This is a genomic window from Bacillus sp. SIMBA_074, assembly GCF_046534555.1.
In the GTDB taxonomy this organism is placed as follows: Bacteria; Bacillota; Bacilli; order Bacillales; family Bacillaceae_G; genus Bacillus_A; species Bacillus_A mycoides.
Map to the genome: position 1 here is coordinate 18,516 of NZ_JAWRYM010000014.1, position 19,014 is coordinate 37,529.

The 19,014-nt window shown below is 34.8% G+C and carries 16 protein-coding genes and 1 pseudogene; 1 reads left to right on the plus strand and 16 read right to left on the minus strand.

Features of this window, described 5'->3' with window-relative positions; all coding sequences use genetic code 11:
* Nucleotides 1–212 precede the first annotated feature (212 nt).
* The 11 genes and pseudogenes from SB773_RS16495 to SB773_RS16545 all read right to left on the minus strand — a co-directional run bounded on the left by SB773_RS16495 (nucleotide 213) and on the right by SB773_RS16545 (nucleotide 14,339).
* Entirely contained in the window at nucleotides 213–1,289 is a 1,077-nt protein-coding gene (locus SB773_RS16495; protein ID WP_060749916.1) for a HAMP domain-containing sensor histidine kinase, read from the minus strand.
* Nucleotides 1,286–1,972, minus strand: a complete 687-nt coding sequence (locus tag SB773_RS16500) for a response regulator transcription factor (protein ID WP_097915173.1) — start codon at nucleotides 1,970–1,972, stop codon at nucleotides 1,286–1,288. Before SB773_RS16500 ends, SB773_RS16495 begins: the two co-directional genes overlap by 4 nt.
* A 1-nt stretch (nucleotide 1,973) precedes the next feature.
* Nucleotides 1,974–2,120: a hypothetical protein gene (locus SB773_RS16505; RefSeq protein ID WP_410590917.1), complete on the minus strand. Its 147-nt coding sequence runs from the start codon at nucleotides 2,118–2,120 to the stop codon at nucleotides 1,974–1,976.
* A gap of 482 nt (nucleotides 2,121–2,602) precedes the next feature.
* Entirely contained in the window at nucleotides 2,603–3,325 is a 723-nt protein-coding gene (locus SB773_RS16510) for a lipoprotein BA_5634 family protein (RefSeq protein ID WP_410591046.1), read from the minus strand.
* Nucleotides 3,314–4,468, minus strand: a pseudogene (locus tag SB773_RS16515) (FtsX-like permease family protein); the annotation flags it as partial. The gene SB773_RS16510 and the pseudogene SB773_RS16515, both read right to left, overlap by 12 nt.
* Nucleotides 4,443–5,213 (minus strand): ABC transporter ATP-binding protein, encoded by a 771-nt coding sequence (locus SB773_RS16520; protein ID WP_002108271.1) that lies wholly within the window; start codon nucleotides 5,211–5,213, stop codon nucleotides 4,443–4,445. The pseudogene SB773_RS16515 and the gene SB773_RS16520, both read right to left, overlap by 26 nt.
* 142 nt (nucleotides 5,214–5,355) lie before the next feature.
* Entirely contained in the window at nucleotides 5,356–6,342 is a 987-nt protein-coding gene (locus tag SB773_RS16525) for a sensor histidine kinase (protein WP_410590919.1), read from the minus strand.
* Nucleotides 6,342–7,046 carry a response regulator gene (locus SB773_RS16530; protein ID WP_410590921.1) on the minus strand — a complete coding sequence of 235 codons (705 nt, stop codon included), beginning with the start codon at nucleotides 7,044–7,046 and terminating at the stop codon, nucleotides 6,342–6,344. Before SB773_RS16530 ends, SB773_RS16525 begins: the two co-directional genes overlap by 1 nt.
* A 271-nt stretch (nucleotides 7,047–7,317) precedes the next feature.
* On the minus strand, nucleotides 7,318–8,268 hold the full coding sequence (gene bla / locus SB773_RS16535; RefSeq protein ID WP_131245519.1) for a class A beta-lactamase: 951 nt from the start codon (nucleotides 8,266–8,268) through the stop codon (nucleotides 7,318–7,320).
* A 719-nt stretch (nucleotides 8,269–8,987) separates the two neighbouring features.
* Nucleotides 8,988–12,185, minus strand: coding sequence for a bifunctional P-450/NADPH--P450 reductase (cypD, locus tag SB773_RS16540; protein WP_410590924.1), 3,198 nt, complete (start codon nucleotides 12,183–12,185; stop codon nucleotides 8,988–8,990).
* Nucleotides 12,186–12,860: 675 nt separating this feature from the next.
* Nucleotides 12,861–14,339, minus strand: a complete 1,479-nt coding sequence (locus tag SB773_RS16545) for a DHA2 family efflux MFS transporter permease subunit (RefSeq protein WP_410590926.1) — start codon at nucleotides 14,337–14,339, stop codon at nucleotides 12,861–12,863.
* A 410-nt stretch (nucleotides 14,340–14,749) separates the two neighbouring features.
* Between SB773_RS16545 and SB773_RS16550 the strand changes: the two genes are divergently transcribed.
* Nucleotides 14,750–15,352 (plus strand): hypothetical protein, encoded by a 603-nt coding sequence (locus tag SB773_RS16550; RefSeq protein ID WP_410590928.1) that lies wholly within the window; start codon nucleotides 14,750–14,752, stop codon nucleotides 15,350–15,352.
* Here SB773_RS16550 and SB773_RS16555 read toward each other — a convergent pair whose 3' ends face one another.
* From SB773_RS16555 to SB773_RS16575, 5 genes are all read right to left on the minus strand, one after another.
* Nucleotides 15,353–15,586: a hypothetical protein gene (locus SB773_RS16555; protein WP_410590929.1), complete on the minus strand. Its 234-nt coding sequence runs from the start codon at nucleotides 15,584–15,586 to the stop codon at nucleotides 15,353–15,355. It lies immediately after the preceding gene.
* Nucleotides 15,583–15,726: a hypothetical protein gene (locus tag SB773_RS16560; protein ID WP_410591052.1), complete on the minus strand. Its 144-nt coding sequence runs from the start codon at nucleotides 15,724–15,726 to the stop codon at nucleotides 15,583–15,585. Before SB773_RS16560 ends, SB773_RS16555 begins: the two co-directional genes overlap by 4 nt.
* Nucleotides 15,727–15,765: 39 nt before the next feature.
* A complete protein-coding gene (locus tag SB773_RS16565; RefSeq protein ID WP_410590931.1) occupies nucleotides 15,766–16,395 on the minus strand; it encodes a class I SAM-dependent methyltransferase in 630 nt (209 codons plus the stop codon).
* Nucleotides 16,396–16,527: 132 nt separating this feature from the next.
* Nucleotides 16,528–17,523 carry a D-cysteate sulfo-lyase gene (gene cuyA, locus SB773_RS16570; RefSeq protein WP_410590933.1) on the minus strand — a complete coding sequence of 332 codons (996 nt, stop codon included), beginning with the start codon at nucleotides 17,521–17,523 and terminating at the stop codon, nucleotides 16,528–16,530.
* A 228-nt stretch (nucleotides 17,524–17,751) separates the two neighbouring features.
* Entirely contained in the window at nucleotides 17,752–18,984 is a 1,233-nt protein-coding gene (locus SB773_RS16575; protein WP_410590936.1) for a DUF4073 domain-containing protein, read from the minus strand.
* Nucleotides 18,985–19,014: the final 30 nt, after the last annotated feature.

Sequence of the window (19,014 nt, forward strand, 5' to 3'; positions counted from 1 at the left end):
GCTATTATGTTTGTTTACTACTAACAAAATAGTCATGTTGCATCCACCCTTAAGCTACAATGAAATCTTTCCTTCTATCTTCTTCACTCACCTCATCACTTTGAATACATCCATGATAAACTATGAAAATTAGGAAACACCCTGTAAAATCCTTAAGAATTCTTAAGTTTTATAAAAAAAAGCTTATGGAACCTGTAATTCCATAAGCCAGTCTATTTGATTGGATGTTCAACAATAAAGGACATCCAGCCATCTTTATATTCTGCATGTATATTACCATGATGAAGTTCAACAATTCTTTTTGAGATAGCAAGCCCCAGACCATTTCCCTGGTCATCTTTTCTTGCCTTGTCCCCCCTGAAAAATCTTTCAAACAATTTATTTGGATCGCTAACAGGCGGCCTCTCGACTTTATTTGACACTTTCAAAATTGCTTTGTTATCCATTAATTCAAGACATACGGATAATTCAGATGGTTTTATGCTGTACTTTATCGCATTCATAAAGAGATTTTCATATACACGTACCATTTTTTCTGCATCTATGAAGATAGGTATTGTTTCTTGTGTGATTGATTTTTGAACGATTAAGCTTTCCTTTTCAAATATAGGAATGTATTCTCCAACTATTTGCTCCAACAAACCTGATAAATCAACTTCATTAAGATTTAACTTAGCATCTATGCCTGATAAACGAGTATATTCAAACAGCTCATCAATTAAATATTTCAGTCTCTGTGACTTTGAATAAGTGGTTTCAAGGTATTCCTGTAATTGTGTTTTACTGTTGTATTGCCCTCTTTTTAATAAATCTATATAGCCAATAATAGATGTTAACGGTGTGCGTAAGTCATGAGATACATTAGTTATAAGTTCATTTTTTGTACGTTCTAATCGTCTTTCTTGTTCAAATGTATTTTCCAATTCCTTGGACATATAGTTGATATTTTGAGCAAGTTGGGTCAATTCGTCATTCCCCTTAATCCCAATGGTCAAACCCAGTTTTCCATTGGCAATATCATTCACACTATCCGAAATAAGCTTCAAAAAAACTATTTTCTTTCGAACCAATAATAAAAAAATTATTATAAAGTTAAAGATTGCGAACGCGAATAAGAACAACAATGCCAAATTGAATTCAAACATACCAAATTCTTCGTGTTTTTTAAATAATGGATCTATGACGTATGCCAAAATGAGGATTGTTAAACCAAATGAAATAAAAAAACTAACTGCAACAGCAGCAAGAAGTTTTATAATGATCTTATTTCTAAAACTAACATTCTTCATATTTTATACCCAATTCCCCAAACAGTTTTAATATAAATAGGATGTTTAGAATCCTCTTCAATTTTGTCTCTTATTTTTGTAATATGCACCATGACGGTATTATCTGATTTATAAAAAACCTCTTTCCAAACTGCTTCATATATTTTTGCTACACTCAGGACAATCCCTTTGTTGCGGGCAAGTAGTTCGAGAATAGCAAACTCTTTTGGAGTTAACCTTGTTTCTTTTCCTCTTACCCATACTTGACGTGTATCTGTATTCACGGTTAAGTCACCAATTTCTAGAATGCTTTTATTATGTTCTATTGATGAATTGTATTTTTTAAACCTTCTTAATTGAGATTTTACCCTAGCGATTAATTCCAATGGGTTAAACGGCTTTGATAAATAATCGTCTGCGCCAGAGGCTAACCCCTGAATTTTGTCTATATCCTCGGATTTTGCAGATAGCATAATGATAGGCATATTACGATTTTCCCTAATCTTCATACAAGCTTCAATACCATCCATATTTGGCATCATAATATCTAAAATAATAAGATCAAATTCCTTTTCTTCTAACAGTTGTAAAGCTTGTATAGCATCTTCTGCCTTTTGAGTTTTTAGGCCTTCATTTTCCAGGTATACAGAGATAAGATTTCTAATCTCTTTATCATCATCAACAATAAGAATTTTTGACTCCATTTTATTCCTCCACATTTTTCTCGTATTGAACAACTAAAAGCATAAACAGGTGAAACATTTCTAACTTCTCTTTATTGTAAACTTGCAAACGGAAGACAAGAATAAACATAATTGATATTATTATCTTAATATACTGTTCGATTTTCACTACTAATCTATATACAAATAACAAGTTTCCTTCTTCTTTAAATTTTGCTTTAAATAATAAATAAAATTCCTTGTTATTTTCCGCTAATAAAATAATAGTCTTGAGATTGCTTCTTTTAATTAATTTTTCTATGAATGCACCTGTACTTGGCCCATATTTTACAATGTAAGATTCAATGTATCAAGTTTGAGCACTAAGTTTTTGGATTACATTTAATAGACAATTTAAGTAATAAATTTGTTCCACTGTAAGATGAGGAAGAAATTTGAGTTGGTATAGTAACGAAAAATGGAATTTGATAGAAAATCTAACCTTAGCTTGATAGACATGTAATACCATCAGCATTTTTGGAACATTACCATGCTAAGCAAAAAAACTCACTTTTTATCTTTTTTCGGATAAGAAGTGAGTTTTTTCGTTTTGGTGTATTTATTTTTCTTAACTTGATGGTGGCCCATTTCTACCCATATAGACGTGATTTTTTACTTTTCTTTAATATTTACAAAATTGACGGCTCTTTTTTCCTCAGTACCTAAAGCCGTACTCACTTTATCTATTTCTTTACTTAATTCTGTTGCTTTCCCTTGATTGACTAAATTAAGATTCCCAAAAGATTTATTAAAAGATAGAATCTGTCTAGTTTTTTCTTTCCCATTTATTTCTTTAAATAATGTATCATCTACAATTAATAGGATTTCGTTGGATCCACCACGATATGGAGATAGCCATGCATCCCCTTTATATTGAACATTCATTTTTTTCTTATCAAATGTTAGTTCTTTCAAGTCTTTATATTCTTTATTTGCAAATATGATAGTTTCATCTTTTTCTATTTTTGGTAACGAATCAAGAGAGTCTGAAGATAGGAGCCCCTCGTTATTATCCCTTTCACGTATAAGTCCCTTTTTATTCATTTTTTCAGCAGTTGTTCTACTAATAAATAGTAAATTACTAGTAGCAGTATCCATAGAATCCCCAAAATTAGTCGGTAGCTTTATGTCGAGCTTGTTATTATCTATCGTCCCTTCTTTTAATTGATATAGGTCTTGTGAGCTTGTTATATCTTTGTATGAGTCAATTATAGAGCTTCTTGTTTGTTCGTTTATCGCTCCTACTTCTATTGAAATTCCATTTGCTGGAGAGTCTTTTGTACTAAATAATGAACATGCTCCTAACACGGTAATCGAAATACCAGCTACTATTATAACGCTTAATAATACATTACTGTTATAAAGAGTATCTGGAATTTGTTTTTTTGAATAAGCTACTTGTTTGAATTTAAACCCACCATTATTCAGTTCGCTTTCAATTGTTTTTAGATGTTCTTTTACTAACTGGTTATTCTTATAAGACTGATAAGAAAATGCAAAAGGGCTATCCGATTCAGCCATGGATGAGTTACCTAATCCCATACAAGTTCCCACTGCGGTGAAGGCAACAGCAGATATAATAGTGACCATAAAAAACATTTTTGCATTATCTTTTAATTGATACACTAAATCTGAAATGGTGAGTATGTTTGTTTTATTAAAGAAAATATTTTCTCTTTTCTTTAATACACGTAACACATACACACTGAGCTGTGTAAATAAGAAGTACGTTCCAAGTACAACAAAACTCACCCCTATCGCCATCATGAATAATACATATTTCATATCCTTGTATTGAATTGCGTTAACATTATGGAAAACAGCCGTATATCCTAATCCAATACAAGTTAGTGCGAACAAAGATAACCAAAGGGATGCTTTTGGTTCAGGCTTTGGCTTTTCTTCTGCTTTTATTAATTCTACTAATTGCTCTACATTTACTAGTCGAGAAGTGAAAAGTGAAATAAATAAAAACAATAAGAAGAACGCTCCAAATGTTATCCCAATTGCTTTAAAGGGCATGTAAAATGGGAGTCCTTTATCAATCATTAACAGATTGTTGCTCATAATTAAGATAAACTTAGAGAACGCCATTCCAATTGTAATTCCTGTTAAAATAGAAGCGATACCAATTATTATATTTTCAATAAATACTAATTTGTTCAACTGTGAACGTGACATCCCATGTAGCATTAGAATTCCAAAATCTTTTTTTCTTGTTTTTAAAAATGCACTTACAGAATATAGGATAAAGAAGAATGAGAAGAAAAATATTAACCCCTGCGATATCTGTAATCCTGACTTTGCAAATGTATTGATTGTTACACTGGTAGCAAGATCGCCTTGTAAATTAGGATGAAATGCAAGTAATGCATAGGTAAAGAAAATCATAATAGCAAACGTACTACTTAAAAAATGAGCCAAATATGTTCTTTTACTACGAATAACGTTATTAAATGCGAACTGTCGAAAAGTCATTTGCATTTCCTCCTAATAATGCTAAAACCTCTAGAATTTTTTGATAGAATACTTTGCGATTATCTCCACAATAAATCTCATTGTATAACTGTCCATCTTTGATAAACACAATTCGATCACAATAACTTGCAGCCATTGCATCATGTGTCACTAACATCATCGTTGTGCTATTTTCTTTATTAAGCTTTGTCAATAATTCCATCACATCACTAGCAGATTTTGAATCCAGATTTCCTGTAGGCTCATCCGCAAGTAATAATTTCGGATTATGAATAGTAGCACGTGCGATTGCAGTTCTTTGTGCCTGCCCACCAGAAATTTCATACGTACGTTTATCTAATATTTCAGTTATCCCTAGTTTTTTAGCAATAGCTTCTACTTTCCCTTCCATTTCTCTAGGACTGACACCATCAAGCGTAAGTGGAAGAACAATATTTTCTTTCACTGTCAATGTATTAAGGAGATTAAATGATTGAAAAACAAACCCTAATTCACGTCTTCGAAATAAAGACAGCTGATTTGGAGATAACAGATACGGATTTTCTCCATGAATTAATACTTCTCCTGATGTTGGAGCATCTATAGTAGACACCATATTTAATAGCGTTGTTTTACCACTCCCAGATGGTCCCATAATTCCTACAAATTCACCTTTGTTTATTTTTAAATCAATATGGGATAATGCTGTATAAGAAATTTTCCCAGGATAAACCTTCCCTAAATCTGAAACATGTAGTATCTCCACAAGTATTTCACCTTCCATTTCTCTTTTCGATACATGAAGTGTAACCTATATATAGTATGTCTCATATCGATTTCCCTAACAGTTATCTAACAAGTTTGTAAGATTCAAAAGAAAAACCGATGAAAAGTATACCTTTCATCGGTTAAAGAGATGCATACGGGAATATGATTCTAACTTTTGTTCCCTTACCTACCTCAGATTCTAGCTCAATCTTATGATTTAATTTTTCACATACTTCTTTAACAAGATATAATCCCATTCCCGTAGACTCTTTAAATTTCCTACCATTTTCTCCAGTATAAAATGGATTGAAAACACGTGGTAAATCAGCAGTAGGAATACCAACCCCATGATCTTTTACTTCCAAAATAATTGCTCGTCCTTTTGAACACGCCGATACTATTACTTTTTCTTGCTTACTTGATGAATATTTAATTGAATTTGACAGTACTTGATTGAGTATAAATCGAAACCATTTCTTATCTGTTTCTACAATAAGATTCGGATCTACTTTTACCTCTGGATACACATAACTACGTATAAATAGACGTTTATTTTCATGAATAGCAGAATCAATCATTTCCAATAACTGCAATCTGTCCACATGAAAATCCTGTTCAAATGTTTCTAAACGAGCAACATATAAGACCATTTCTAATCCTTTTTTGATTCTTTCCGTTTCTTCATTAATACTGTCAAATCGAGAGTCATCTGCATCTTGTGTAATTAACTCAATAACAGAAAGAGGTGTTTTCATTTGATGAACCCATTGATTCATAAAAGTCATTTGTTCTTGTTGTTTTCGTTCCCATTTTTTTAATTGGTTTTGATAATATTGATATTGAGTTTGTAGTAATGTTTCTAAGGCCATTGATAAGGGAGTCAAATCACTATCTTTTATTGATTCATTTAAAGCTTCCATTGGTGTTGATAGACGCTTGTAGAATGAACGATGACTATAATAGCGATATATTAAATAACCCATTAATAAAAAAACACCCAAAAATACAGAATATAATGCTGTCAAAATATGTGGATAACCATCAAACCAATATATAAAAAGAATGATAAGCAATTGGGCAAATGTATAACAAATAAGTGGAATATGTTCTTGTAAAAATAATTTCATTATTCCTTTCCTTCCTTCTCCCAAGTAGTATGCAAACGATATCCAGCACCACGAACTGTTTCCAGTGCGTTTTCGATACCTAAATCTTGCAGTTTCCTTCTAATTCTACCTATATTTACACTCAATGTATTTTCGTCTATATATGAACTATCCCATAATTGTTCTAAAATCACTTCACGTTTTACAAGGAGCGGAGACTTTGTTATCAATATTTCTAATAAAGTTGTTTCTTTTCTAGTAAGTAAAATTGTCTTATCATTTAATTGAAGTTCCATTCTTTCTGGGAACAGGAATAATCCCGATTGCTCAACTATTCGTTCTTTTACTTTAGGAGCATATTCACCGTATGCTCTTCTGAGTTGACTACGGATTTTAGACATTACAACTTCATAATAAAAAGGTTTTGTAATGTAATCATCACCACCATTTTCTAAAGCCATAACTTGATCCATCTCTCCACTCCTTGCAGACAAAAATACAATTGGACAAGTAGAAATAGCTCGTATTTGGTGACACCAATAATAACCATCAAAATTCGGTAAATTTACATCTAATAGCACCAAATCTGGTTTTATCTCTTGAAATATTTCTAAGATATTTTCAAAATCCTCTATAATAACACTTTGGTATCCATATTTTTTTATATGAGTTCCCAGTAATTCAGCAATTTTCATATCATCTTCTACAATCATGATTGTATTCATAACGTACTCTCCTTTAATTTAGGCGCAATTTTTAAAGTTCATTTGCTATTTAATATTTTACTTATGTAAAAAAGATGATATCTTACCTACCCTCTCAAATGCAATAAGTATCCAATAAAGCGTATATTTACTGTTACTTAATTAATAAATTCAATAGGGATGGTTTCTATCTTTTTTCTTTACTTAATACGATTCTTTGTAAAATACACAAAAAGACCGTCACAGTTTTGTGACGGAAAAACGGGGAAATTTTAATAACTAATTACTATTATTATTTATTTGTCGCTTTTAAAGCATCTAACGCTATTTTGGTTGCTTCTGCAATAAGCTTATCATCATATTTAGCATCCTCTTTATCATGATTAGAAAGTATCGCAAGAACAATTGGCTTTTTATTTGGTGGCCAAATAATTGCGATATCATTTCTGGTTCCATAAGATCCCGAACCCGTCTTATCAGCTACTTCCCATCCTCCTGGAACTCCAGCACGAATTAAGTTGTCTCCCGTAGTATTCCTTTTCATCCAATCTATTAATAAATCCCGTTTCTCAGTTGAAAGTACATCTCCTAACGTAAAAGCCTGAAGACTAGTAGCTAATGCCTTTGGGGTACTAGTATCATGGGCGTCTCCTGGATGCACTTCGTTTAACTCTGGTTCAAAACGTTCAGGATTTGTAACGGTATCTCCTATTTCTCTCAGCGATTTTTTGAATTCACTAGGTCCACCTAATTGTTTAAGAATAAGATTTTGTGCAGTATTATCACTATATCGAAGGGAAGCATCTGCAAGCTCTTTCAGAGTCATACCTGTATCAACATACTTTTCTGTAATTGGATTGTAATTAACAAGATCTTGACGAGTATACAAAACTCTTTGATTTAGATCTTCTATTGATTTCTTTTGTAAAAGTACTCCCACAGCTAAAGCTTTGTGGGTCGATGCGTATGCAAACCGTTTATCTGATTGATACGTAACGGTTTGATTCGTATCAGTGTCCAATGCATAAATACCGAGTTTAGCATCAAATTCTTTTTCAAGTTTAGCAAAAGAATCATTACCAGTAGTTTCTTGTTTGATTTGATTTGTTTGTTTCGTTTGTTTAAGTGATTCAGATTGAGTATTACTATCGGAACAGCCTATAAGCGTTGCACATGAAAGAAATACTACAGGTACCATCTTTTTGTAATGTAAAATGTTAAAAAACTTGTTTAAGACTATCATACATTTTCAACCTCTTTCAAGAATATATGGTTTTTCTAGGTGTTATACATATCGATACAATTAAAGAGTTTATAAGATATCACTCTTCTTGCATCTCACTTTTCATAAAATGAGCAAACTATCATGAACACCTATTTTATACGTATACTTAATAGACAACCTAAGTAACAAGTTTGTTCCATCTAATTGTCAAATGAATTACCTATTATTTTTCGACGGCAAAATTCATTCCATAGGCTATAGAAGGTATACCTAATTTGATAAATTCCCCCAGCGATTTGACACTGTGCTAAAAACTGTTTAGCCAGTGCGCAAAGTTTTATATTATAAATTTCAAATCGTGTCAAGAAATTGGTTAACACCTTACCCTTCAAGCTAAGATTATATAGCTTTGGTTTCATATAAGATTTTTTATTTCTCTACAATATCAGTCCCGCTCATTTAAAAATAAGAAAATCCCGCATTCAATAAAAATACGGGATTTTTATAAAGTGAAACTTTAATCAGTGGGGGTTTTGTTCAGCGCCCACTGATTATTAGTTGAACCAATCGGGCTTTTACGGGCAGTTGATCCCCCACCTAACTTCTTTGCTTCCGCTGAATTTTGAGGTGGGGGTCTTACTGTCCACAAATAGCGGGATAAATAAGTTTATTTTTTAATTAACACTTATTCGAAAGAAGTTCATTCGTTACATATTACTTATCTAATTAAGGAAAATTCAGATACCAGCCCAAACATCTTTTCCATATCGCCCTTCATCTTGCACACGATCCAACCAATTCCTTGCTTCTTGTTCACTAACTTCATGAATTTCTTGATATGCTTGACAAAGGGTATCTTCTACATCCGGAGCCATTTTACTTCCATCACCACATATATAAAGATGAGCTCCATTATCTAATAATGAAATTAAATTGATTCTATCTTGTTTTATTAAGTGCTGTACATATGTTTTCGGATTTCCTTCTAGGCGAGAAAAAGCTGTGTGTAAAGAAATCAATCCATCTCTTTCATCATTTTCTAGTTCTGTACGATAGAGATAATCCTTTTCAGGATGACGGCAACCAAAATATAAATGCGCTTGTCCTAAGTTAATACCTTTTTGCTTTTGAACACGACGCGCTTGTAAGAATCCACGGAATGGTGCAATTCCAGTACCTGGCCCAACCATGATAATTGGTATTTCTGGATTTTCAGGTAATTGAAAGTTTGATTGTGGTGTTCGAATGAAACAGATAATCTCATCTTTATTATGACGCTGAGCTAAATAATTAGAAGCGACTCCTTCATATGTCCCTTCCCCACTCCATGCAGGTGCATTAACAACACCAACCGTAATGCTCAGACGATCCTGTGCAACGAGTGGAGAGCTTGAAATAGAATAGTAACGCGGTTTGAGCGCAGGAAGAAGTTCTAAAAAGCGTTCAAATCGGATTTCACAAGCTTCATACTTTTCAAGAAGATCCAACATTGAAATACGTTTATTTAATATTTGTTCATGATAAACTCCTTCTCCCAATAATGATTCCAGTTCCTTTTTATGAGGAGGGCATGCTGTGAATGTCACCATTTCTCGTATTTGTGCTCGAGTGGCTGCTTCTTGAACTTCGACACTATAACTAAGAAGGTCAAATAAACTAACAGGACTGTCTAAAGGTATGTGATTTACACTTCGTCCACTTGCACTCAGTATGACTTGATCCTTCCCATTTAATCCAAAGCGTTTTAAAATTCGGTTGACATTTCTCTGGCTATTAATTGGCAGCACTCCAAGGTGGTCTCCTTCTTGATACGTAGCACCTTCTGGCAAGGATATCTCAATATGTCGAGTGCTTCTATCACTGCTGGATGATTGGAGTTCACGATTTTCTAGTATAGATGCATAAACTGCTTCATATGTTCGCGCAAGAGGAGATCCTCCAAGACGACTGACAAATTGCAGACTCAAAGTACTACGCTCCTTTTCCATATTTTTGTTGAGTTCCAATCCAAATGCCTTCATCGCATCAGACCACATGCTTTGTTTCCATTGCTCGAGCTGTTCCTCGAAATCACCACTTGCATCCGCTTCTCCGCGTTTAGAAAATCTTGTTGCTCCTTTTTGAGCCATTTGCTCATCAATGTATCTTGGAATCCGCTGATAGGTACTAGCCCAATTATGATCTCCACAACCAAAAACTGCGTATTGAACACCTTTTAGCTCATCCGGTTTTAGTTCCTCTAGCCACTGCACAAACTGCCCTGCATTACTTGGCGGCTTTCCATTATAAGAAGAAGTTACAATAAGAACTGCTCCTTCTTTTGGCAGACTTCCAATTCGATCGTTAAGAGCTACCACTTCCGTTTGAACACCTTCTAAACTAGCTGTATCTGCTAGTTCTCTTGCAATACCTTCTGCTACCCCTGTATCCGAGCCATACAGAACAAGAAGCGAAAGATTATCGGCTCCAATAATAGAAGGAATCTTCTGAACTTGCTGCTTGATTTCATGTTCTTTCAGCTTCTCCTCTATAGGTGCAAGGACAGTAGGATGGCTGATCGTTTGATTTCGGGGTAGAATTCTAATCTTAAAATCACCGGGCTTTAGCGTTAATGTTTGTTTTACGTCCAGCTGATAGTTTTGATAATCGATTAATTCAAAATGTTGAAGAAGCATTCCCATTACGAGAGTGGCTTCATGAAGTGCAAACTGCATACCGATACACGCTCGTTGACCATTTCCAAATGGCTTATAAGCATGATGAGGAACCTTATCCGGCTCTTCAAATCGTTCAGGTTGAAATTCTTCCACATTGTCTCCCCATGCGTCTTTATCCCTATGTAGCTGTGGAATAAGAACAGAAATACGATCTTCCCCTTTCTTAATTGGGTATTTCCCACCAATCACTGTATCTTCTTTTGCATAGAGACTGAATGCTGGAGCAGTAGGCCATAGACGTAGCGATTCATTTAAAATCATCCGTATGTACTTAAGTTTCATAACTTGTTGATATGTTGGAGTAGGATCTGTCAATACCCGATCTACTTCTTCATAGGCTTTTTTCAACTTATCCGGATTCTTTAATAAAAAATAGATTGCAAAAGATAATAATCCACTTGTTGTTTCATGCCCAGCTATTAAAAAAGTGATAATTTGAAAACGAATATTTTCATCATCTAATTTTTCACCGGTTTCCGGATCCTGCACATTTAACATACGGGAAAGTAAATCATTTTCTTCCTGATTTCCATTACTTTTACGTTCAGCAATAATATTGTCTACTAAAGAAAACATGGATTGGATATCATGCTGAAATTGACGTTTCGTTCTCCACATGAGTTTGTCTTCTATATCCAGTCGCTGTAATTGGTGCATCGCCTCATCTAGAGCACGGCTCATGCTAGTGATAAAAGGATGAGAGGTCTCACGATAAAAGCTATTGAATCGGTAATTAAATCCACATAGACCAATTGTATCTAATGTAAGGCGAGTCATATCCTCCGGAACATCCACGTTTTCATTCGGATTAAGTCGTGCCCATTTTTGAACGAGTTGTACGGCAATATCAACCATCATAGCATGGTAATCTTTCATTGCCCGTTGGCTGAATGTAGGCATCAAAATATTATGAGCTTTTTTCCAGTTAGGCTCGTGAGTCTCACTTGTAAATAATCCGTCCCCAGCAAAGGCACGAACCTTTGCTAAAGCACCCTCTATACTTTTATCGAACCGTGTTTCGTCACAGACTTCTGCTACCAGTTCATGTCCAGAAACGACAATGATGGCATCACTTAGAGTTTGAATTCGAAAAATGGGACCATACTCTTCCGCCAGCTTGATAAACGATAGAGTCGGTTTATTTTTATCGATTAATGGGAGATTCCCCAGTGGTCCATATGTTTTCGGCTGAGGAATGGCAGATACTTTTTTTTCCATTAAAAACACCCTTTCAAAAAAGCATGAAATAAAATATCCCATTCAATAAAGAGGAGATAGCAATTAATCGCCTGGGATAAAGATATGTAATTGATTACCTTATTTTATCTTTTCCCTAACTATTCATGATTATGATATTGCTTATAAAGTTGGTAATCTAAGTTGTTTGTTGGCATTAGATTTATAACTTGCAGAAAAAATACTAACTTAAAATGAAGCGAATTATTATAATTGGAGCATTATAATGTTTATCAGAAATTGAAAGCAGATGTCATCTCTTGTATTTGTTTATAAATCAAATTCCACACTAAAAACTCCCCACATATTTTGATCAAACTTTATTTTAAAGCTACAGTTGCAGTTGCACTAAATACCCGTCAAGCTAAGAAAAGCGAATACCCAAAACAAAGAAGTTGACGAGCATAAGATTATAGTATTTGGAAAGCCCATAGTTTCTAATGTCCAGTCAAACAAATACGATAAGCAAGTAATTGTGTTACTAGTAAAAAGGATCTGATATGAATATCAGATCCTTTTTACTATGTGTAATTATTTCACTGGTTCTTTTCCAGTTTTAAATACCGGCGCCTTAGCGGCAAATAATTGCATTTCTTCATAGTCTAACTAATCAGCAAAAAAACTTGTAGGAATCATTATCTCGAGTTTTATTTTTCTCTAACGATTTAACCTCTCGACAGCTTCCGCACTTGTATCTACACGTTTAACGAAAAAAACTAATAGTAGTGCAACAACATTCATGCCAAGCGCTACATAGAATGAATATTGAATTCCGGATAATAAAGCCTTCTGAGTTACTATTGCCTTCGTAGCTTCTGTGAAGGTTGTTGGATCTACATCAGACATTAGACTTTCAGCTTTTGTTGTTGTTACAGAATTCATAATCGTAACAAGAATAGCAGTACCAATCGAACCGGACACTTGTTGAGCTGTATTATTAACAGCCGTACCGTGCGGATTTAAGCGAGTTGGCAATTGATTAAGGCCATTTGTCATAAGTGGCATCATCACCATTGCCATCCCAAACATCCGCAGTGTGTAAATAAGAATAATATGTGTGTGACTAGAGTCAATTTGCAGGTTTGCCAACATATAAGTTGAAACAGCTGTAATGGAAAGTCCTACTATGCCAAGAATCCGAGGGCCATATTTATCAAATAGTTTACCTGTAATTGGTGACATAACCCCCATTATTACCGCACCCGGAAGCATCATCAGCCCAGAGTTCAGCGGCGAAATGCCACGGACGTTTTGTACATAAGCTGGTGTTAAAATCATACCTGAAAACATGGCCACCGCGTTGACAATTGCAATTACAGACGCAAGTGCAAACATTGGGTACTTGTAAACACGTAAATCCAATAACGGCTCATTCATTTTTAATTGACGGACAATGAAAGTAATTAGGGCAATAGCGCCTATAATTAAGGTTGTTAAGACAACTTTATCCGTCCAACCATCTGAGCTTGCAGAACTGAACCCATATAACAAACCGCCAAAACCGATAGAAGATAATAGTAATGAGAGATAATCAAGTTTTGCATTTTTATTTTGTTTCATGACATTCTCAGATTTCCAAATCCCTAACAGTAAGCTAATAATCGCTAACGGTAAAATCATTTCAAAAAGCAAACGCCAATCATAATACTCTACAATATAACCTGATAGTGTCGGTCCAATTGCTGGAGCTGTAATCATAACTAATCCAAAAATCCCCATTGCTGTTCCCCGTTTTTCTCTTGGGAAGCTTACTAGCATAATATTCATTAACAAAGGCCCCATGACTGAAGAACCTGCTGCTTGAACCATCCGGCCAGTAAGTAATAAACCAAAGTTCGGCGCTAAAGCCGCTAAGGCAGTACCAAGAATAAAAATCACCATGGATATAATAAATAAACTCCTATTTGAGAAGCGGGTTATTAAAAATGCTGATGCTGGGATTAATATACCACTAACAAGCATATACCCTGTAGAAAGCCACTGAATCGTTGAATAATCTTTAATGTCTAAATCTTTCATTATTGATGGCAAAGCTACATTTAAAAGCGAGTTATTTAAAAATGAAACAAATGCCCCAATAAAAAGAATTACAAGCATTAAATATGGTGGTTTTCTTTTATGTAATGTTTCACTCATATATTTGTTTGCTCCTTCATTATAAATTGCATTGATTAGTTTAAATCGTTTTCATATCTGCACAAAAATACATTACCCTTGCAGTATTTTGCCAAACTCTTCGAATGGATATTCTCTTTTTAGTAATTCCACTTGCTCAACATAACATTTTAAATCTTTTTTATTGACTAAATCCTTTATAAAGTGAAACTTTAATCAGTGGGGCTTTTATAGGCAGCCCAGCCCCCATCTAACTTCTTTGTTTTGAGGCAAGGGTCTTACTGCCCACAAATAGCGGGATAAATCAACAAGACCACGCACCCATTCCTTTAAATTCGGGCTTGTAGATCTAGTTATGTAACCATCCATAAAAAGGAATATTGCATAGGCTAAGTCTAACATTACATTTTTAAGGTGAGGGGAATAAGCGTATGCAACAATATTGGTATTTGAATTCAAAGGGAAACTGGGAACAATATAATAACCAAATTTCAATGGCATCATTATATTCACAGCCCCAAATAACCAAAGCTGAGGGAATGAATGGTCCGAAGATTCCTGAGAATTGGAGTGATCGAGTCTATCCAGTTGGTTGGGATTCATCAGCCAATTATACGGGTTTCAATCCAAATCCCCCTCCCTTCTCTTTGGGCCAGCCAAGCAATTATGCAGGGATGATGCCCCAAGGACATCCTGCTAATTGGGCTCCATTACCAGGCTATGCAGGTTTCAATTTTCAAAAACCCCCCTTCCCCTGGGCCCAACCATTCAATCATACGGGGATGTTCGCACAAGGGCATCTTGCCGCTTTACTATCGCCGCCAGCCAAGGCTTTTAACTTTAGTACCAATAATTGGGGTGTTTTTGGAAATCCTCCAGGATGGGGAGGACAGGTAAATCCCATGGGATGGGGGAATAACGGAGGTAACGGCCAGCCGGGAATGTTTGGAAACTTACTTACAGTAGGAAAAGGCACCATGAATGGAATAGGAATGATTAGTAGTCTAATCGGTATGGGAAAGTTCTTCTTTTAGTTAATTAGAACGGGAGGATAGGTCCGTAGCCCAGACTAAAAAAAACATTTCCTTTTCCATTGATTTAATCTTCTCAAATTTCTTTTTATAAACTAATATCTTTTTTGAAATATCTAATGGATCTGGGCAAAACATAATAAAAAGTACAATGCCAGCTAAAATAAATGCTGTTGCTGATAAAATGAATAGGCCTGTAAGTGATGGAACACCAATAAAAAGAGCAAAATCAATCATATACTTTTATTCAGATAACTTCTCTCCCGTAACAATCCACAACAAAGTGGCTGCATTTTTCCTTCTAATTGAGCATACCGATTATCCCCGGCCATTACTTCTACTTTATCCTTATTAGGACTTATCCAAATTTGATACAACACAGCTTTCGCTTCTATTTCGGTGTTTCTATTATGTAATTATAGTTTTTTTTGACATTTGATCATTATAAATTTAAATGGAGGTTTATTTTCCATGTTTTTATGTGGCTCAACAATTCCCGTAGATTCGATCAGTCCATATTTTCCAAAGTCTTGTTTTACCGAGTCAACATCATAGAAATACATTTTTACCCCTTCCATTATTTCAAAGTAGTCTTTACCCAGTTGTTTACCCTTCCCAAACATTGGGGCATCTTTAGAAATAGTAGTAAAAATCATATACCCGTTTGGTTTTAGCTGACTATAACAATCTTTAATAAACTTCTCTCTCTCATCCTTATTCAATAAATGAATAAGTGCATAACAAAATATACCGTCATACAGTTTGTTATCAAAAGGCATATCCGTTACTGAACCATGGAAGAAATCAGCATTAAGTTCATTTGCCCTCGCCAATTCAATCGCCGTTTTTGAAATTTCAATACCTGTTACATGTATTCCGTTATCAATAAAAACCTTTGCATTTCTGCCATATCCAATACCAGGAATCAATATATCCTTCACTTTATTTTCAAGGAAAAAGTCCTTCGTCAAGATTGCGGAGTCTGAAGGTTCAAATCCCCACATCATTTGATTTTCTATAAAACTTGCTTCCCAAAATTCTGTCATACATCAATCTCCTTTATATATATCGTTGTTTACCGTTGATTGTTGGAAAATCATCGCATATTCACGAAATTGTATCAAATTTCAACATTAATTAAAAACAAAAAGCATTGGATACCCAATGCTTTTTCACACTTACGCAAACAGAGACGTATTCGCATATAAAGCTGGCGAGCCACCTGAATGTACGAATAAAATGTTGTCCTCTTTATTAAATTTACCTTTTCTAATTAAATCGATTAGTCCCGCTACTGCTTTACCTGTATAAACTGGGTCAAGTAAAATACCTTCAGTTTTCGCAAGTAACTGAACTGCTTCAACCATTTCTGGTGTTGGTAAAGCGTATCCTGGTCCTACATATTCATCAAAGCATGTAACATTGTCGCGTGAAATAGAGTTTGGGATACCAACATGCGCTGAAGTTTCCTCTACAAGTTTTGCTACTTTCTCTTCTTGCTCTGCTTTTCCTCTACTTACATTTATTCCGATTACAGGAATTTTGCTTTGCGTTCCGGAAAAACCAGTAATTAAACCAGCATGCATACCAGCGCTACCACTTACACAAACAACTGAACTGAAATCAATTCCTTGCTCGAATGATTGAGCCATAATTTCTTGTGCACAAGCAATGTAACCCATCGCGCCAGTAGGGTTCGATCCACCAACTGGAATGACATATGGTGTATTTCTTTTTTCACTTACTTCTTTCGCTACTTTATGCATTTCTTCCATAAGGTCTGTTCCGTTCGGCACAACAATTACATTTTCAGCACCTAATAAATGATATAAGAAATAGTTTCCATTAAAGTCTGGCTTTGCTTCTGGCTCAAGCCCTTCTTCTAACACAAGAATACATTTCATTTTTTCTTTTACCGCAGCTGCAAGTGTTAGACGACAATGGTTTGACTGAATACCACCAGCTGTAATTAACGTATCTGCACCTTTTGCCTGTGCATCCGCAACTAGAAACTCTAACTTTCTCGTCTTATTACCACCAGCTGTTAAACCAAGTAAATCATCTCGTTTAAAATAAATAGTTGGCCCACCAAGTGCTTCAGAAAAATTGTTTAACTTTTCAATTGGTGTATATGATTCTGTATATTTTTTTCTCGGGAATTTAGCTAAGTTCATCAATAACGCTCCTTTTATACTCTTTCACAGTAAATGTAACCATACTATTATTACATGTAAAAATGATGAAGTCACCTTTCCTGATTAAAAATGTATCGAAATTTGGTAAATGAAATTATATCGGCGATTCGACATAGAATATCGACTTACCAACAAGAAACGACATATAAAACCCATTTCTCATCAAGCAAAAAAGAGCCCACGTATTTAAATGCGGGCTCTCTTCAATCACTTATTTGCCGAAAAACGAAGAAGCTGTGTTAATCCTGCCTCTAAATTCATTTCTCCTTTGTGACGTACATATACAATTTTGTCGCCATCAAACTTTTGGGGTTTTGATGGATTATACGTATTCCACTCGTTCGTTCCTTCTATAGAGTACTCCATATATTCTGTTGCACCGACGATTACATTTTTACTATCATCAGCTGTTACATCTGGTGCCATTTGTGCGATTTTCGCATCACTAATTAATAAATTCTTTATGCCCTTATCCCGTTTATAATCGTAAGCCGTCACGATTACATCGTTACCGTATGCTTTCACTTGCAGTCCTTGTTTAAATGAATATCCATCTGGAGCATTCTTCTCGCCACCATTTGGTCCAGCTGACATCCAGCCTGTTTCAATTCCGCCCGTATTTACAACCGTAAATCCTTTTTCATCTCCGCCTTCAATTTTCTTTTTACCAGCCCAATCTGGTAAGTTTAAATCCCAATGCGTATGACTCGTGAAGAAGACAACTTGCGGATAATCTTTTAATATATCGTACAATTTATCAACATTTAAATAGTCTTGTAAATACGGATTTTGTCTTGATCCAGATACTGTATCAGGTAAAACGTGATGAGAGAAAATGAAAATCGGCTTATTTTTATCTTTTTGACTGTACTCTTCTAAATTTTGTTTTAACCAGCCTAATTGTTCATCACCCATATATACCTCGTCCCACATTTTTGAATCATGGTATTTCATATATTTTTCAGTTCCTAAAAACAAAAGCGGATAACCGTCTAACTCTTTTTTATGATATACCTTTTCTTGTCCACTAAATTTTAAATATCGATTAAACAATGTTTCTTCCGTTACACCATTTGGCCATGTATTTTGAGAGAGTTTCCCATCAGCTGTCCATTTACCTGCATAAAACTCATGATTCCCAACAGTTGACCATACATTTTCCGGATGCTTATTTTTGTTTAACACACGCTTCACATCATCATATTGTGACTGCTGTCCAGTTGGCGTTATATCCCCATTCATAATAAGCGCTCTAGAAAGTGGCGTCACTTTATTCATATCTTTTAATACGTGATCAAAATCCCCTAAATCCCCTTGAATGTCACTAATAACATTAAACATCGTAGCTGTTTTTCTTACTCGCTCTTGCTCTTCCGCATGCACTGAAAACATCGGTAATACTGCTGCCATAACAGCTAGTGAAATAACTGTCTTTTTCATACAATCTCCCCCTAATAATATGATGTACAA

Bases quoted from the DNA above. Each gene is read 5' to 3' on its own strand.
- SB773_RS16495 (WP_060749916.1), bottom strand. From the start codon at position 1,289: ATGAAGAATGTTAGTTTTAGAAATAAGATCATTATAAAACTTCTTGCT.
- SB773_RS16500 (WP_097915173.1), bottom strand. From the start codon at position 1,972: ATGGAGTCAAAAATTCTTATTGTTGATGATGATAAAGAGATTAGAAAT.
- SB773_RS16525 (WP_410590919.1), bottom strand. From the start codon at position 6,342: ATGAAATTATTTTTACAAGAACATATTCCACTTATTTGTTATACATTT.
- SB773_RS16530 (WP_410590921.1), bottom strand. From the start codon at position 7,046: ATGAATACAATCATGATTGTAGAAGATGATATGAAAATTGCTGAATTA.
- bla (WP_131245519.1), bottom strand. From the start codon at position 8,268: ATGATAGTCTTAAACAAGTTTTTTAACATTTTACATTACAAAAAGATG.
- cypD (WP_410590924.1), bottom strand. From the start codon at position 12,185: ATGGAAAAAAAAGTATCTGCCATTCCTCAGCCGAAAACATATGGACCA.
- SB773_RS16545 (WP_410590926.1), bottom strand. From the start codon at position 14,339: ATGAGTGAAACATTACATAAAAGAAAACCACCATATTTAATGCTTGTA.
- SB773_RS16550 (WP_410590928.1), top strand. From the start codon at position 14,750: ATGCAACAATATTGGTATTTGAATTCAAAGGGAAACTGGGAACAATAT.
- SB773_RS16555 (WP_410590929.1), bottom strand. From the start codon at position 15,586: ATGATTGATTTTGCTCTTTTTATTGGTGTTCCATCACTTACAGGCCTA.
- SB773_RS16565 (WP_410590931.1), bottom strand. From the start codon at position 16,395: ATGACAGAATTTTGGGAAGCAAGTTTTATAGAAAATCAAATGATGTGG.
- cuyA (WP_410590933.1), bottom strand. From the start codon at position 17,523: ATGAACTTAGCTAAATTCCCGAGAAAAAAATATACAGAATCATATACA.
- SB773_RS16575 (WP_410590936.1), bottom strand. From the start codon at position 18,984: ATGAAAAAGACAGTTATTTCACTAGCTGTTATGGCAGCAGTATTACCG.